Raw genomic sequence first — 14684 nt, 5'->3', positions numbered from 1 at the left:
AACGCAGGCTAATGAAGTGAAAAACGGTTTATCTGGACAAAAACCTACAAATTAGGCAGAATTCGTTCTTATTTAGCTAATTTTTGTTCGACACCGGCAATGGCAAACCTCACGGTTCTCAATGGACCCAATTTAAATCTGTTAGGCGTCCGGGAACCTGGGCTTTACGGTAGCAAAACATTGCAAAGCATTCAGCAGGGGATGGAGCGGTTGGCCCAAACATTGGGGCATCAATTAAATTTCCTGCAAAGCAACGCCGAGCATGAAATTGTTGAACAAATTCATCAGGCTTATCGGCAGGGCGTCGATTTTATCATTATCAATCCCGCCGCATTTACCCATACCAGCGTGGCTATTCGCGATGCCTTGCTGGCAACCAAGATTGCATTCATAGAAGTACATTTATCGAACGTGCATGCCCGTGAGCCTTTCAGGAAGCATTCGTATTTTTCGGATATCGCCGTCGGCGTTATCTGCGGATTGGGGGCGAACGGTTACGAATTGGCTTTGCAAGCCGCTCATCAGATATTACTAGAGAGAACTCAGAACAATGGATATTAGAAAAATAAAAAAACTGATTGATCTTATCGAGGAATCCGATATTGCTGAAATAGAGATTCGCGAAGGCGAAGAATCAGTGAAAATCAGCCGTTATTCGGCGGCTGCGCCGGTGCAATATGCTGCCCCGGTGGCTTCGGCACCGGTAGCGGTTGCTGCAGCCTCCGCCGCGGTCGCGCCAGTGGAAGAGAAAGTCAGTGGTCATGTTGTGAAGTCGCCGATGGTCGGGACATTTTATCGCTCTGCATCGCCTGGTTCAGCGGCATTTGTCGAGGTAGGTCAGTCGGTTAGCAATGGTCAAACCTTGTGCATCATCGAAGCGATGAAGATTTTGAATCAGATCGAAGCGGATAAAAGCGGCAAAATCAAGCAAATTCTGGTTGAAAACGGCCATCCGGTCGAATATGGCCAACCTTTGTTCATCATTGAATAACGGACAAAGGGGCTGGACTAATGTTTGAGAAAATTGTTATCGCCAATCGCGGCGAGATTGCTTTGCGCATTTTGCGGGCCTGTCGCGAATTGGGCATTAAAACCGTGGCTGTGTATTCCGAAGCGGATCGTGACTTAAAACACGTCAGACTGGCCGATGAAGCAGTCTGTATCGGTCCTGCTGCGTCGGCCGCCAGCTATTTGAATATCCCGGCGATTATCAGCGCCGCCGAAGTCACCGATGCCGAAGCCATCCATCCCGGTTACGGTTTCTTATCCGAAAATGCCGATTTTTCTGAGAAAGTGAGTCAAAGCGGCTTTGTATTTATCGGTCCAAGGCCTGACACCATTCGGATGATGGGCGACAAAATCGCCGCAAAAAAAGCCATGCAGGCTGCCGGTATCCCTTGCGTCCCGGGTAACGGCGATCCTTTGGGGGATGAAGAGGAAACCAATCTGAAAATGGCGCGGGAAATTGGTTATCCCGTGATCATTAAGGCTGCTGGCGGCGGTGGCGGTCGCGGTATGCGCACCGTGCATACCGAAAGCGCACTGCTAAATGCCATTGCGATGACCAAGGCCGAGGCCGGCACCGCGTTCGGCAATAGCACCGTCTATATGGAAAAGTTTCTGGAAGATCCGCGGCATATCGAGTTTCAGGTGTTGGCAGATTCCCACGGTAATGCGATACATCTGGGTGAACGCGATTGTTCCATGCAGCGCCGTCATCAAAAAGTGGTGGAAGAAGCGCCTGCGCCGGGTATTACCGAAGAGCAACGCAAACAGATGGGCGAGCGTTGCGCGCTGGCTTGCCGGGAAATCGGTTATCTAGGTGCCGGTACTTTCGAGTTTCTCTATGAAAAAGGCCAGTTTTACTTCATAGAAATGAATACGCGGGTGCAGGTCGAGCATCCGGTCACCGAGATGATTACCGGCTTCGATATTGTGAAGGAACAGTTGCGGATTGCTGCCGGCGAGCCTTTGTCGATCACGCAAGACCAGGTGAAATTTACCGGCCATGCCATCGAATGCCGTTTGAATGCGGAAGATCCGAAAACCTTTATGCCAAGCCCTGGTGTAATCGATCAATTCCACATGCCGGGTGGCCCGGGTATCCGTTGCGAGACGCATATCTATAATGGCTATAAAGTGCCGCCGTACTACGATTCCATGATCGGCAAGCTGATTGCACACGGTGACGATAGGGCTAGCGCGATTGCCCGGATGAAGACCGCACTGAGTGAAATGGTGATAGACGGCATCAAAACCAATATCCCCTTGCAACAGAGCATTATGGCTGACGCGGCGTTCGCTCTGGGTGGGCAAAATATCCATTACCTCGAAAAGAAATTGGGTATCCATTAATTCGGTATGGGCGAGGAGATGACGAAAATGGTGTCTCCTTTCCCTGCTAAACGTTTTATATAACTATGGCCTGGCATCAGCTTTCCGTTATCACCGACGAAACCACCGCTCCGGACATATCGGAGTTTTTCAGCGAATTGGGCGCGGTCTCGGTGACTTACAGCGATGCCGATGATGAGCCGGTTTACGAACCGGCCATTGATCAAACCAAAATCTGGACTCGTACTCGGGTCACGGCTTTGTTCGAGCTCGATACCGATCCGGATATTGTTCGCAACTTGTTGTTCAATCAGTTTATCGGTCAGCCTTTGCAGGAATGGGTAGCCGAGGTTTTGCAAGATCAAGCCTGGGAGAGGGCGTGGATGGAGCATTTCCAGGCGATGAAGTTTGCCAATCGTTTATGGATTTGCCCCAGCGGCCAGGAACAGCACGAGCCGGGTACGGTTTGCATGACTTTGGATCCCGGCTTGGCATTCGGTACCGGAACTCATCCGACGACTGCATTGTGTTTGGAGTGGTTGGCCGGTAACGATATTAAGGATAAAGTGTTAATCGACTACGGTTGCGGATCGGGGATTCTTGCCGTGGCGGCGTTGTTACTTGGCGCCAAGCGAGCGCATGCGGTAGATATTGATCCGCAGGCCTTGACCGCCAGTCATTACAACGCCGAAAAAAATCAGGTTCAGCAACGGATCGATTATTATCTGCCCGAACAGTTTTCCGGGTTTGCAGCTGATTTGGTACTCGCCAATATTCTCGCTAAACCGCTGATTGAGCTAGCCCCAACGATTGGTGCATTGGTCAGGCCGGGCGGGCAATTGATTTTGTCAGGCATCTTGAACGAACAAGCCGAGTCTGTAGCGGCAGCTTATCGAGAGCAGGGGTTTGTTGTGGCGCCGCCGGTCAGCCAGGAAGACTGGTGTCGATTGGATGCCCATAAACCCGACTGAATAGATGTTTAGCCGGTGTCCGCATTGCGCTGAGCAACACGAAGTTACCGTCGAGCATTTGCGGCAATCGCGTGGCTTGTTGGATTGTTCGGTTTGCGGTAAATCTTTCGATGCGTTGCGCTTCCTTAGTGAAGATAAAGATTCGCGACTGAACGACGACTTGCCGTATCCAGACCACCAAACTTTAGACCAGGGGCCGCAGACTCGGCGGGTTTGGTTTGTTGCCACCAGCTTAGTGGCATTGTTATTGGTGGCACAAATACTGTATTTCGAAGGTTATCGTTTAACTATGCAGCCTCAGCTCAGAGCACATTTAGATAAAGTTTGTGCGACATTATCTTGTCGGTTACCGCCATATAAAAATCTTGAGGAATTGAGCGTTTCGCATAGCGATTTGCGAGTTCGAAGCGATAACAGTTATTTGTTTAGCGCCGCACTTAGCAATCAGGCGCTTTTTGCGCAAGCTGCGCCGGATTTGAAGCTAAGCGTGTTGAATTTTAATGGACAGGCCATTGCGGAACGGGTGTTTAGTTCTGCGGATTACCTTCTAAAACCCACAACACTAGCCCCAGAGCAAACGGTCGAAATCCGTTTGGCTATCGTGGCGCCTGCCGCGTCAATTGGCGGTTACACCTTTACCTTACTTTAGGGCAATATGAGCTACCCGGAACTGTTTCTGAAAAAAAACGAAGACAAACGCCTGCGGCAAGGGCATTTGTGGGTGTTCAGTAACGAGGTCGATACCCAGCGCAGCCCTTTGGAGCAGTTTGCGGCAGGCGACGTAGTCCTTGTTCACGATTCTGGCGGTAAAGCTTTGGGGATAGCGTATCTGAATCCTCATGCACTCATTTGCGCGCGCTTGTTGACACGCAAAACCAATATCAAAATCAATGAAAGTTTTTTTAAAGCGCGCTTGGCCCAAGCTTTAGGGTTGCGTGAGCGTTTGTTCGATAAGCCCTATTATCGCTTGGTGTTCGGCGAAAGCGATGGTCTACCCGGCTTGGTAATTGATCGCTTTGGGGTTGTGCTTTCCGTGCAAATTACCACTGCCGGAATGGAGCGGTATAAGGATGTGCTGGTCAAGATCCTACTTGAGCTGCTGGCGCCAACGGCTATTCTGCTGAAAAATGATAATAGTCAGCGGCAGTTGGAAAGTCTCTCTTTGGAGCCTGAGCTGGTTTACGGAGAGTTGCCTGAGCAATTGCTGATTGAAGAAAACAACGTGCGTTTTATCGTTAATGTGGCAGAGGGTCAAAAAACCGGTTGGTTTTACGATCATCGCAACAGCAGGGCGCAGTTTTCTAAAGCTTGCCATGGTTTAAGGGTGCTTGATTTATTCAGCTATGCCGGTGCTTGGGGTATACCTGCCGCAGTGGCGGGCGCTGCGGAAGTGTGTTGTGTGGATAGCTCCGAGAGTGCGTTAGCTTTAGCTTCCGCTAGTGCCGAGTTGAATCAGGTGCAGGGCAAAATGCAATTCGTGCGCAGTGACGTGTTCGAGTTTTTGAAACAAGCCCGTGAACAGCAACAACATTACGACGCGATCATCCTGGATCCGCCGGCGCTGATTAAACGTAAAAAAGATTTCAAAGCAGGGTACGAAGCCTATCGGCGCTTGAATCATTTGGCGCTACAGGTTTTGTCGAATAATGGTATTTTGGTCTCGGCATCATGCTCGCATCATTTGAGTAGAGATAATTTGCATGAAATATTGCGTTCTTCGGCGCGGCACATTGACCGGCACTTGGTGTTTTTCGGTGCCGGCACTCAAGGCCCGGATCATCCGATTCATCCGGCCTTGCCTGAGACCGATTATTTGAAAACCTTTTTTTGTGCAGTATCGAGCCGGCTATAGTCAATTATGGTGGATTCCAAGCCCCAATGCGGTCTGTGCGGTCAGCGGGTGTTGATTCCCGGATTTGAGCTCAACACTTTGCTGGGCGAAAAAAAATTCTGTTGCGAAGGTTGTCGCAGCATTTTTCAACTGCTCCATAGCGAGCAAATAATAATAACGACTCCAGAGGAGAAATAAACATGAAAGCCTGCGAATCTTGTGCAGACCGCGTCAATATCGGTTGTCATCATAAACAGATGCCGGTTATATCCAGAGCTATTGGTTTGCTGTTTATCTATTTGCCGATTTTGACCTTGCCGTTTGTGATTACCAGCGCTTATTTGACTTATTTCAGCCTGAAATTGGTCGGTGCGGAAAATGTTAAAAAATGGAGTGATTTTCTGCCGGCCAGGGCGAGCCATCGGTATGATTTAAAAAATCAGATTACGATGGACGGGTCATTCAAATTCAGCATGGCGCAATCGAAATTATTCTGGATTTTGAATTGCACCTGGTATTGTCCGGTGAGTGTGGGCTTATTCGAATGGCATGCTTACATGGTGAAAGTGGTGGAAAACTGGTGGTGTCCATTTACCCATGATCGTAAAAACAGCTATACCGACGGTGCTATCGATCAATCTTTTTGGCATATTTATCCTGAAGAAAAAGCTAAATTGCATGAAGACGACAAAACAAACCCGATTTTTACTGCCGATCCCAAAGTCTAAAAGTGTTATTTGTCTGTCATGATGTGTCACTCGGCTTTAATAAAGCTCGGGGATAATGGTTAGATTTACCGGTTAGGGCTATTGCGATTGATCGGGTTAGTAAGTAGGACAAAATTTCCATACCGCATAACAAACAGTGCCGGTATGGGGGAAATTTAAACATCAATTCTTATTTTCGACACGGAATGAATACAGAGAATACGAAACCGGCCATTGTCTGGTCATTATGGGGTGCGGCTTTATTGCTGCTGTGCGTGGTGTTCAGAGATAGCCTTATCGAAATGGCGACGACATGGACGAATGTCGAGGAATACAGTCACGGGTTTTTTATACCTATCATCACTATTTACCTGCTTTGGGTGCGGCGCGGCGAGCTAGTCTTGGTTCAAGGATTTAAAGCGTCGCTGCCCGGTATCATCATTATCTGCTTAGGGTTGATTCTTTTTATTCTGGGCGGGTTGGCAACCATAAAAACCATGGAGCAGTATGCTTTTCTGGTGGTGTTGACTGGGATGTTTGGCAGTGCTTTCGGGCTGCGCGGGTTGCGGGTTGGGGCTGTCCCTCTGTTGTTTTTAGTCTTCATGGTGCCGTTTCCATCTTTCATACTGAATAACCTGTCGTCAAAGCTGCAATTGATTTCTTCCTGGTTGGGCGTGGAATTTATACGAGCTTGCGACATCATGGTTTACCTGGAAGGGAATGTTATCGATCTAGGCAGCTATAAGTTGCAAGTGGTTGATGCCTGTAGCGGATTGCGTTATTTGTTCCCTTTGGCCAGTCTGGCTTTCCTATGCGCTTATCTGTTTAAAGGTCCATTCTGGCAGAAGTTGCTGATTTTTCTGTCGTCGATGCCCCTGACCATTTTCATGAACAGCTTTCGGATTGGTGTCATCGGGGTCCTGGTCGATAACTGGGGGACTGAGATGGCTGAAGGCTTTTTGCATGATTTTGAAGGCTGGGCGGTATTTTTGCTGTGCATGTTTCTGCTATTTATCGAGATGTGGGTTTTTAGCCGAATTAGTGGTAGGAAACTGGCAATGGGCGAACTGGTGCAGATTCCGGAAGAATGGAGCCACACGGCGCGTCGAGATATTGTCGCGATATTGAATAAATCGGTTTTCGCGGTGTTGCTATTACTTTGTATAGGTGCAGGCGCTTCAGAGGTCTTTAAGGGGCGGGAAGACATTATTCCAGCGCGAAAAGCGTTTTTAACATTTCCGACGACGTTGGGAAATTGGCAGGGACGTAATGACTATTTAACGCAATTTTATCTAAACGAGTTGAAATTGACGGATTATGTTATCGTCAATTTTGTTCAGCCTGAAACCCGGAACAGCGTTAATTTTTACAGCGCGTATTACCAATCGCAACGCAAGGGCGCCGTTGTGCATTCGCCGCGCAGTTGTATTCCTGGGGATGGTTGGCAGATCAGCAGTTTCGAACAGCGCGAGTTCACAGATTTGCAACTGGACGGTCAGGCATTGCAGGTAAATCGGGCCATTATTCAAAAAGGCGAAAGCAGACAATTAGTGTATTTTTGGTTTCAGCAGCGCGGTCGGATGATAACGAATGAATATATGGTCAAATGGTATTTATTTTACGATGCCATCACTATGAATCGCACCGACGGGGCGTTGATTCGCTTAGTGACCCCTGTAGATAAGGTGGAAGATATTGCCATAGCTGACAAACGGCTGCATCTATTTTTAAAAGATTTATTGCCTGAGTTACCCGCCTATTTGCCGGGTAAGATTATTGAGCCTGTTTATTCGGCTTTACCGGGTTAATCAATTAAGACGTCGGCTTCATTGCCTGACGAATTTATGCGGTTTTACGTCGATTTGACTCAAAAGAAAAGGAGCTGTAAATGAGTAGAAAAAAAGCATTGATCACTGGCATAACCGGGCAAGACGGATCTTATCTTGCCGAATTTCTGTTGGAAAAAGGCTATGAAGTGCATGGCATCAAACGGCGTTCGTCATTATTTAATACCGAACGCGTTGATCATATCTATCAAGACCCGCATATTAAGGATCCCCAATTCTTTCTTCATTACGGCGATTTGACGGATAGTTCGAACCTTACCCGTATCCTTAGCGAAATTCGTCCGGATGAAGTCTACAACTTGGGCGCGATGAGTCATGTCGCTGTATCGTTTGAGTCTCCTGAATATACGGCCGATGTGGACGGTATGGGGACATTACGGCTATTGGAAGCCATTCGTTTTCTCGGTATGGAGAAAACTACGCGTTTTTACCAGGCATCAACTTCTGAGTTGTATGGCTTGGTCCAAGAAATTCCGCAGAAAGAAACTACGCCGTTTTATCCCCGCTCGCCTTATGCGGTAGCTAAACTTTATGCCTATTGGATCACCGTTAATTATCGTGAAGCATACGGTATGTATGCCTGTAACGGTATTTTGTTCAACCACGAATCGCCGCGCCGAGGCGAAACTTTTGTGACGCGCAAAATTACTCGCGGCCTAAGCAATATCGCAATTGGTCTGGATAAATGTCTATACATGGGCAATATGGATTCTCTTCGAGATTGGGGGCATGCTAAGGACTATGTGCGGATGCAATGGATGATGTTGCAGCAAGAACAGCCCGAGGATTTTGTGATAGCCACTGGCGTGCAGTATTCGGTAAGGCAATTTATCGAAATGTCGGCTAAAGAATTGGGTGTGTCTATTCGTTGGGAAGGCGTGGGAGTGGACGAAAAGGGTTATATCGATGCTATTACCGGAGATAAAGCGCCTGGTATGGAGGTTGGACAAAACATCGTCGCTATCGATCCGCGCTATTTTAGACCGGCCGAAGTGGAAACCCTGTTGGGTGACCCAAGTAATGCCAAGAACAAATTGGGTTGGGTGCCGCAGATTACCTTGCAGGAAATGGTGGCCGAAATGGTGGCTTATGATCTTGAGCAAGCGCAAAAACATGCTCTGCTGAAAGAACAAGGTTACAACGTGGCTGTTAGTCGGGAGTAACAGCATGGTAGATAAGCAAGATAAGATTTATCTGGCGGGTCACAGAGGTATGGTCGGCTCGGCAATTTATCGGCAATTGACTGAGGCTGGTTATCAAAACATTGTAGTGCGTACGCATGCTGAATTGGATTTGACCGATCAAACGGCGGTACGGAACTTTATGCAGCAAGAGTGTCCGAATCAGGTGATTCTCGCTGCGGCCAAGGTTGGCGGTATTCATGCAAACAACGAATATCCGGCTGAGTTTATCTATCAAAATCTGATGATGGAAGCCAATGTGGTCCATCAAGCTTGGCTTGTCGGGTGTAAGCAACTGCTGTTCTTGGGCAGTTCTTGTATCTATCCGAAATTCGCTGATCAGCCTATGCGAGAAAGTGCGCTGTTGACCGGGGTATTGGAGTCGACCAATGAACCCTACGCAATTTCCAAGATTGCCGGGATTAAGTTGTGCGAATCCTATAATCGGCAGTACGGCGTAGATTATCGGTCTGTGATGCCGACCAATTTGTATGGCGAAAATGATAATTTTCACTTGCAAAATAGCCATGTTATCCCGGCATTAATTAGAAAGTTTCATGATGCCAAGGTTAGTAATTCTCCGACTGTCAGTGTGTGGGGAACTGGTAAGGCTATGCGCGAGTTTTTGCACGTCGAGGATATGGCTGCTGCTTGTCTGCATGTGATGGCCTTGGACAAAGAGCAATATCAATCTTGCACTGAACCCATGCTGTCGCATTTAAATGTTGGGACTGGTGAAGATGTAACGGTGTGTGAATTGGCTGAAATCATCCAAGACGTCGTTGGTTTTCAAGGGCAAATTAACTGGGATAGTACCAAGCCTGATGGTACTCCGCGAAAACTGATGGATGTCTCAAAGCTTAAGTCTTTGGGTTGGCAACCAAAGATACCGCTGAAAGCAGGTCTGGAGCTTACCTATCGTTGGTTTTTAGAACATCAAGGCCAGTTTAAGGCGGAATAGTGTTGCCAAAATCCGTGCGCCTGCGAGGCATGTTTATCAAGTAGGGAAAAGAAAGTTTGCGCGAATAGAAATAATTTCTTGACGCGAGGATGTTGGGTGATTAGAATGAGCGGCTCTTCACTGCTCTGGCTTTTAAGTTTTAGCGGTGAAGCGGTCGACTTAGTTCGGCGGGTTTGAAGTTGTTGATTGACGGGTTTGTTTTTTTAGTTTCTGTTTTTGAAGCCACTTAAAAATAAATTTGACAAACACTGAAAACGCTGTAGAATATGTCGGCTCAATAGGGTGAAATGCTCTGGCTCTTTAACAAACGAAATCGAAATAATTTGTGTGGGTATGTGTAGCGACTATGTGCTGTTTAAAAATAGTCGACACAGAAACCACGTCAATTCGCAAGAAAAGATGTTCTGTAGTCGAGCCAAGATTGGTTGCTAATCTTATTTAGTAACAGTTAAAAATTAAACTGAAGAGTTTGATCATGGCTCAGATTGAACGCTGGCGGTATGCTTAACACATGCAAGTCGAACGGTAGCAGGCCTTCGGGCGCTGACGAGTGGCGGACGGGTGAGTAATGCATAGGAATCTGCCTATTAGTGGGGGACAACGTGGGGAAACTCACGCTAATACCGCATACGCCCTACGGGGGAAAGCTGGGGACCTTCGGGCCTGGCGCTAATAGATGAGCCTATGTCGGATTAGCTAGTTGGTGGGGTAAAGGCCTACCAAGGCGACGATCCGTAGCTGGTCTGAGAGGATGATCAGCCACACTGGGACTGAGACACGGCCCAGACTCCTACGGGAGGCAGCAGTGGGGAATATTGGACAATGGGCGAAAGCCTGATCCAGCAATACCGCGTGTGTGAAGAAGGCCTGAGGGTTGTAAAGCACTTTCAATAGGAAGGAATACCTATCGGTTAATACCCGGTAGACTGACATTACCTATACAAGAAGCACCGGCTAACTCCGTGCCAGCAGCCGCGGTAATACGGAGGGTGCAAGCGTTAATCGGAATTACTGGGCGTAAAGCGTGCGTAGGCGGTTGTTTAAGTCAGATGTGAAAGCCCTGGGCTTAACCTGGGAACTGCATTTGATACTGGGCAACTAGAGTTTAGTAGAGGGGAGTGGAATTTCAGGTGTAGCGGTGAAATGCGTAGAGATCTGAAGGAACACCAGTGGCGAAGGCGGCTCCCTGGACTAAAACTGACGCTGAGGTACGAAAGCGTGGGTAGCAAACAGGATTAGATACCCTGGTAGTCCACGCCGTAAACGATGTCAACTAACTGTTGGGTTCTTAAAGAACTTAGTAGTGGAGCTAACGTATTAAGTTGACCGCCTGGGGAGTACGGCCGCAAGGCTAAAACTCAAATGAATTGACGGGGGCCCGCACAAGCGGTGGAGCATGTGGTTTAATTCGATGCAACGCGAAGAACCTTACCTACCCTTGACATCCAGAGAATCTGTTAGAGATAGCGGAGTGCCTTCGGGAACTCTGAGACAGGTGCTGCATGGCTGTCGTCAGCTCGTGTTGTGAAATGTTGGGTTAAGTCCCGTAACGAGCGCAACCCTTATCCTTAGTTGCCAGCGGGTCATGCCGGGAACTCTAGGGAGACTGCCGGTGATAAACCGGAGGAAGGTGGGGACGACGTCAAGTCATCATGGCCCTTATGGGTAGGGCTACACACGTGCTACAATGGCCGGTACAGAGGGCTGCGAACTCGCGAGAGTAAGCGAATCCCAAAAAGCCGGTCCCAGTCCGGATCGCAGTCTGCAACTCGACTGCGTGAAGTCGGAATCGCTAGTAATCGCGGATCAGAATGCCGCGGTGAATACGTTCCCGGGCCTTGTACACACCGCCCGTCACACCATGGGAGTGGGTTGCAAAAGAAGTAGGTAGTTTAACCTTCGGGAGGGCGCTTACCACTTTGTGATTCATGACTGGGGTGAAGTCGTAACAAGGTAGCCCTAGGGGAACCTGGGGCTGGATCACCTCCTTACAAAGACGGCACACCGTTACACGTACTCACAACAAATTATTTCGATTGAAAGACGCACCTGGGTCTGTAGCTCAGTTGGTTAGAGCGCACCCCTGATAAGGGTGAGGTCGGAGGTTCAACTCCTCCCAGACCCACCAACGCATAAAAGGCGAAAGCAATAAGGCGAAACACAATCAGACCACACGCCTGGTTAGAATAACTGGCGCTGTGTCTAGTCACGTTTCGGCTTGAGTCTTGGTCTTTAGTCTGCTTTAGGGGCCATAGCTCAGCTGGGAGAGCGCCTGCCTTGCACGCAGGAGGTCGGGAGTTCGATCCTCCCTGGCTCCACCATCATGCTGAACGCTGAGGGTCAACCAGTTCGTCAAACGTAAGAAAAATAGTGGGTGAACATCAACGCTATACAGTTTTATCAGCGGCAGCGGATAAAGACTTTATAGCATTGGTATTCGTACCGATAGCTCTTTAACAATATGGAAATCTGTAACTATAGTAATGATCAGCAATGATCAACACTAAAACGAGTTGCGGTTTGAATGACGTCGTTCTCGAAAGGGAAAGGCAGAAAACAAACGGCATGTCGTTCTCAAGCAGAAAAATCAGCGAAAATGTCAGCTGACAGTATAACCAAAGTACAGACGTATTCGGGTTATATGGTCAAGTGAATAAGCGCATACGGTGAATGCCTAGGCAGTAAGAGGCGATGAAGGACGTTGTAGCATGCGAAAAGCTTTGGGGAGCCTGCAAACCGGCTGTGATCCAGAGATGTCCGAATGGGGAAACCCGGCGCGCATAAGCGCGTCATCTTTGAGTGAATACATAGCTCACTGAAGCGAACCCGGAGAACTGAAACATCTAAGTACCCGGAGGAAAAGAAATCAACCGAGATTCCCTAAGTAGTGGCGAGCGAACGGGGACTAGCCCTTAAGCTAGGATAAGGTTAGTGGAACGGTCTGGAAAGTCCGGCGATACAGGGTGATAGCCCCGTACACGAAAACCTTTTTCTAGTGAAATCGAGTAGGTCGGAGCACGTGAAACTTTGACTGAATATGGGGGGACCATCCTCCAAGGCTAAATACTCCTTACTGACCGATAGTGAACTAGTACCGTGAGGGAAAGGCGAAAAGAACCGCGGAGAGCGGAGTGAAATAGAACCTGAAACCGTATGCGTACAAGCAGTGGGAGCCCCTTCGTGGGGTGACTGCGTACCTTTTGTATAATGGGTCAGCGACTTACATTTTGTGGCAAGCTTAACCGAATAGGGGAGGCGTAGCGAAAGCGAGTCTTAATAGGGCGTTTAGTCGCAAGGTGTAGACCCGAAACCGGGCGATCTATCCATGGCCAGGCTGAAGGTTGGGTAATACTAACTGGAGGGCCGAACCCACGTCTGTTGAAAAAGACGGGGATGAGCTGTGGATCGGAGTGAAAGGCTAATCAAGCTCGGAGATAGCTGGTTCTCCTCGAAAGCTATTTAGGTAGCGCCTCGTGTATCACTGCTGGGGGTAGAGCACTGTTTCGGCTAGGGGGTCATCCCGACTTACCAACCCGATGCAAACTCCGAATACCAGCAAGTGCCAGCACGGGAGACACACGGCGGGTGATAAGGTCCGTCGTGAAAAGGGAAACAGCCCAGACCGTCAGCTAAGGTCCCCAAATCTATGCTCAGTGGGAAACGATGTGGAAAGGCACAGACAGCCAGGAGGTTGGCTTAGAAGCAGCCATCCTTTAAAGAAAGCGTAATAGCTCACTGGTCGAGTCGGTCTGCGCGGAAGATTTACCGGGGCTAAGCATAGTACCGAAGCTACGGATTTACACGTAAGTGTGAGTGGTAGAGGAGCGTTCCGTACGCCTGCGAAGGTCGATTGAGAAGTCGGCTGGAGGTATCGGAAGTGCGAATGCTGACATAAGTAACGATAAAGGGGGTGAAAAACCCCCTCGCCGAAAACCCAAGGTTTCCTGCGCAACGTTAATCGACGCAGGGTTAGTCGGCACCTAAGGCGAGGCTGAAAAGCGTAGTCGATGGAAAACAGGTTAATATTCCTGTACCAGTAGTAACTGCGATGGGGTGACGGAGAAGGCTATATCAGCGGTCGGTTGGAAGTGGCCGTTTAAGCAGGTAGGCATGCATCTTAGGCAAATCCGGGGTGCTTTATGCCGAGACGTGATGACGAGCGGTTCGAAAGAACAGCGAAGTGATAGATGCCCTGCTTCCAGGAAAAACCTCTAAGCTTCAGGTTACTAGTGGCCGTACCCTAAACCGACACAGGTGGGTGGGATGAAAATTCTAAGGCGCTTGAGAGAACCCAGGTGAAGGAACTAGGCAAAATGATACCGTAACTTCGGGAGAAGGTATGCCCTCATTACGTGAAGGTCCTCGCGACTGGAGCGGAAGGGGGTTGCAAAAAATCGGTGGCTGCGACTGTTTAGCAAAAACATAGCACTCTGCAAACACGAAAGTGGACGTATAGGGTGTGACGCCTGCCCGGTGCTGGAAGGTTAATTGATGGGGTTATCTTCGGAGAAGCTCTTGATCGAAGCCCCAGTAAACGGCGGCCGTAACTATAACGGTCCTAAGGTAGCGAAATTCCTTGTCGGGTAAGTTCCGACCTGCACGAATGGCGTAACGATGGCCACACTGTCTCCACCTGGGACTCAGTGAAATTGAAATCGCTGTGAAGATGCAGTGTACCCGCGGCTAGACGGAAAGACCCCGTGCACCTTTACTATAGCTTGACACTGGACTTTGAACCTACTTGTGTAGGATAGGTGGGAGGCTTTGAAGCGGGAACGCCAGTTCTCGTGGAGCCAACCTTGAAATACCACCCTGGTATGTTTGGAGTTCTAACCTCGACCCGTTATCCGGG

10 protein-coding genes, 2 tRNA genes and 2 rRNA genes are annotated in these 14684 nt (G+C 48.8%); all 14 read left to right on the top strand.

The window, feature by feature from the left end; all coding sequences use genetic code 11:
* Positions 1 to 99 precede the first annotated feature (99 nt).
* Positions 100 to 561 carry a type II 3-dehydroquinate dehydratase gene (aroQ, locus tag ACWAU0_RS00070; protein WP_101051646.1) on the top strand — a complete coding sequence of 154 codons (462 nt, stop codon included), beginning with the start codon at positions 100 to 102 and terminating at the stop codon, positions 559 to 561.
* Entirely contained in the window at positions 551 to 991 is a 441-nt protein-coding gene (gene accB / locus ACWAU0_RS00065; RefSeq protein WP_171694616.1) for an acetyl-CoA carboxylase biotin carboxyl carrier protein, read from the top strand. Before aroQ ends, accB begins: the two co-directional genes overlap by 11 nt.
* Before the next feature lie 20 nt (positions 992 to 1011).
* Entirely contained in the window at positions 1012 to 2355 is a 1344-nt protein-coding gene (accC, locus tag ACWAU0_RS00060) for an acetyl-CoA carboxylase biotin carboxylase subunit (RefSeq protein WP_458137975.1), read from the top strand.
* A 65-nt stretch (positions 2356 to 2420) separates the two neighbouring features.
* The gene (gene prmA, locus ACWAU0_RS00055) at positions 2421 to 3305 is read left to right on the top strand and encodes a 50S ribosomal protein L11 methyltransferase (protein ID WP_458137974.1); all 885 of its coding nucleotides are present in this window, start codon (positions 2421 to 2423) and stop codon (positions 3303 to 3305) included.
* A 4-nt stretch (positions 3306 to 3309) separates the two neighbouring features.
* A complete protein-coding gene (locus ACWAU0_RS00050; protein WP_458137973.1) occupies positions 3310 to 3954 on the top strand; it encodes a zinc-ribbon and DUF3426 domain-containing protein in 645 nt (214 codons plus the stop codon).
* 6 nt (positions 3955 to 3960) lie between these two features.
* Positions 3961 to 5157 carry a class I SAM-dependent rRNA methyltransferase gene (locus ACWAU0_RS00045; RefSeq protein ID WP_458137972.1) on the top strand — a complete coding sequence of 399 codons (1197 nt, stop codon included), beginning with the start codon at positions 3961 to 3963 and terminating at the stop codon, positions 5155 to 5157.
* A 179-nt stretch (positions 5158 to 5336) separates the two neighbouring features.
* Positions 5337 to 5864 (top strand): hypothetical protein, encoded by a 528-nt coding sequence (locus tag ACWAU0_RS00040; RefSeq protein ID WP_458137971.1) that lies wholly within the window; start codon positions 5337 to 5339, stop codon positions 5862 to 5864.
* Positions 5865 to 6049: 185 nt separating this feature from the next.
* On the top strand, positions 6050 to 7651 hold the full coding sequence (gene xrtD / locus ACWAU0_RS00035; protein ID WP_458137970.1) for a VPLPA-CTERM-specific exosortase XrtD: 1602 nt from the start codon (positions 6050 to 6052) through the stop codon (positions 7649 to 7651).
* 80 nt (positions 7652 to 7731) lie between these two features.
* Positions 7732 to 8853, top strand: coding sequence for a GDP-mannose 4,6-dehydratase (gene gmd / locus ACWAU0_RS00030; protein ID WP_458137969.1), 1122 nt, complete (start codon positions 7732 to 7734; stop codon positions 8851 to 8853).
* 4 nt (positions 8854 to 8857) lie between these two features.
* A complete protein-coding gene (fcl, locus tag ACWAU0_RS00025) occupies positions 8858 to 9832 on the top strand; it encodes a GDP-L-fucose synthase (protein ID WP_458137968.1) in 975 nt (324 codons plus the stop codon).
* Between the two features lie 457 nt (positions 9833 to 10289).
* Positions 10290 to 11823 (top strand): 16S ribosomal RNA (locus tag ACWAU0_RS00020).
* Positions 11824 to 11883: 60 nt separating this feature from the next.
* Positions 11884 to 11960: transfer RNA gene (locus tag ACWAU0_RS00015), tRNA-Ile, on the top strand.
* Positions 11961 to 12077: 117 nt separating this feature from the next.
* Positions 12078 to 12153: transfer RNA gene (locus ACWAU0_RS00010), tRNA-Ala, on the top strand.
* Between the two features lie 322 nt (positions 12154 to 12475).
* A 23S ribosomal RNA gene (locus ACWAU0_RS00005) occupies positions 12476 to 14684 on the top strand; the annotation flags it as partial.

This window comes from Methylomonas sp. Uni0009 (assembly GCF_054188105.3).
Note: the sequence above shows the minus strand (reverse complement) of the source record. Positions and strands in the feature narration are given on the sequence as shown.

Coding starts and splice junctions, on each gene's coding strand:
- aroQ (WP_101051646.1), top strand. CDS start 100: ATGGCAAACCTCACGGTTCTCAATGGACCCAATTTAAATCTGTTAGGC.
- accB (WP_171694616.1), top strand. CDS start 551: ATGGATATTAGAAAAATAAAAAAACTGATTGATCTTATCGAGGAATCC.
- accC (WP_458137975.1), top strand. CDS start 1,012: ATGTTTGAGAAAATTGTTATCGCCAATCGCGGCGAGATTGCTTTGCGC.
- prmA (WP_458137974.1), top strand. CDS start 2,421: ATGGCCTGGCATCAGCTTTCCGTTATCACCGACGAAACCACCGCTCCG.
- ACWAU0_RS00050 (WP_458137973.1), top strand. CDS start 3,310: ATGTTTAGCCGGTGTCCGCATTGCGCTGAGCAACACGAAGTTACCGTC.
- ACWAU0_RS00045 (WP_458137972.1), top strand. CDS start 3,961: ATGAGCTACCCGGAACTGTTTCTGAAAAAAAACGAAGACAAACGCCTG.
- ACWAU0_RS00040 (WP_458137971.1), top strand. CDS start 5,337: ATGAAAGCCTGCGAATCTTGTGCAGACCGCGTCAATATCGGTTGTCAT.
- xrtD (WP_458137970.1), top strand. CDS start 6,050: ATGAATACAGAGAATACGAAACCGGCCATTGTCTGGTCATTATGGGGT.
- gmd (WP_458137969.1), top strand. CDS start 7,732: ATGAGTAGAAAAAAAGCATTGATCACTGGCATAACCGGGCAAGACGGA.
- fcl (WP_458137968.1), top strand. CDS start 8,858: ATGGTAGATAAGCAAGATAAGATTTATCTGGCGGGTCACAGAGGTATG.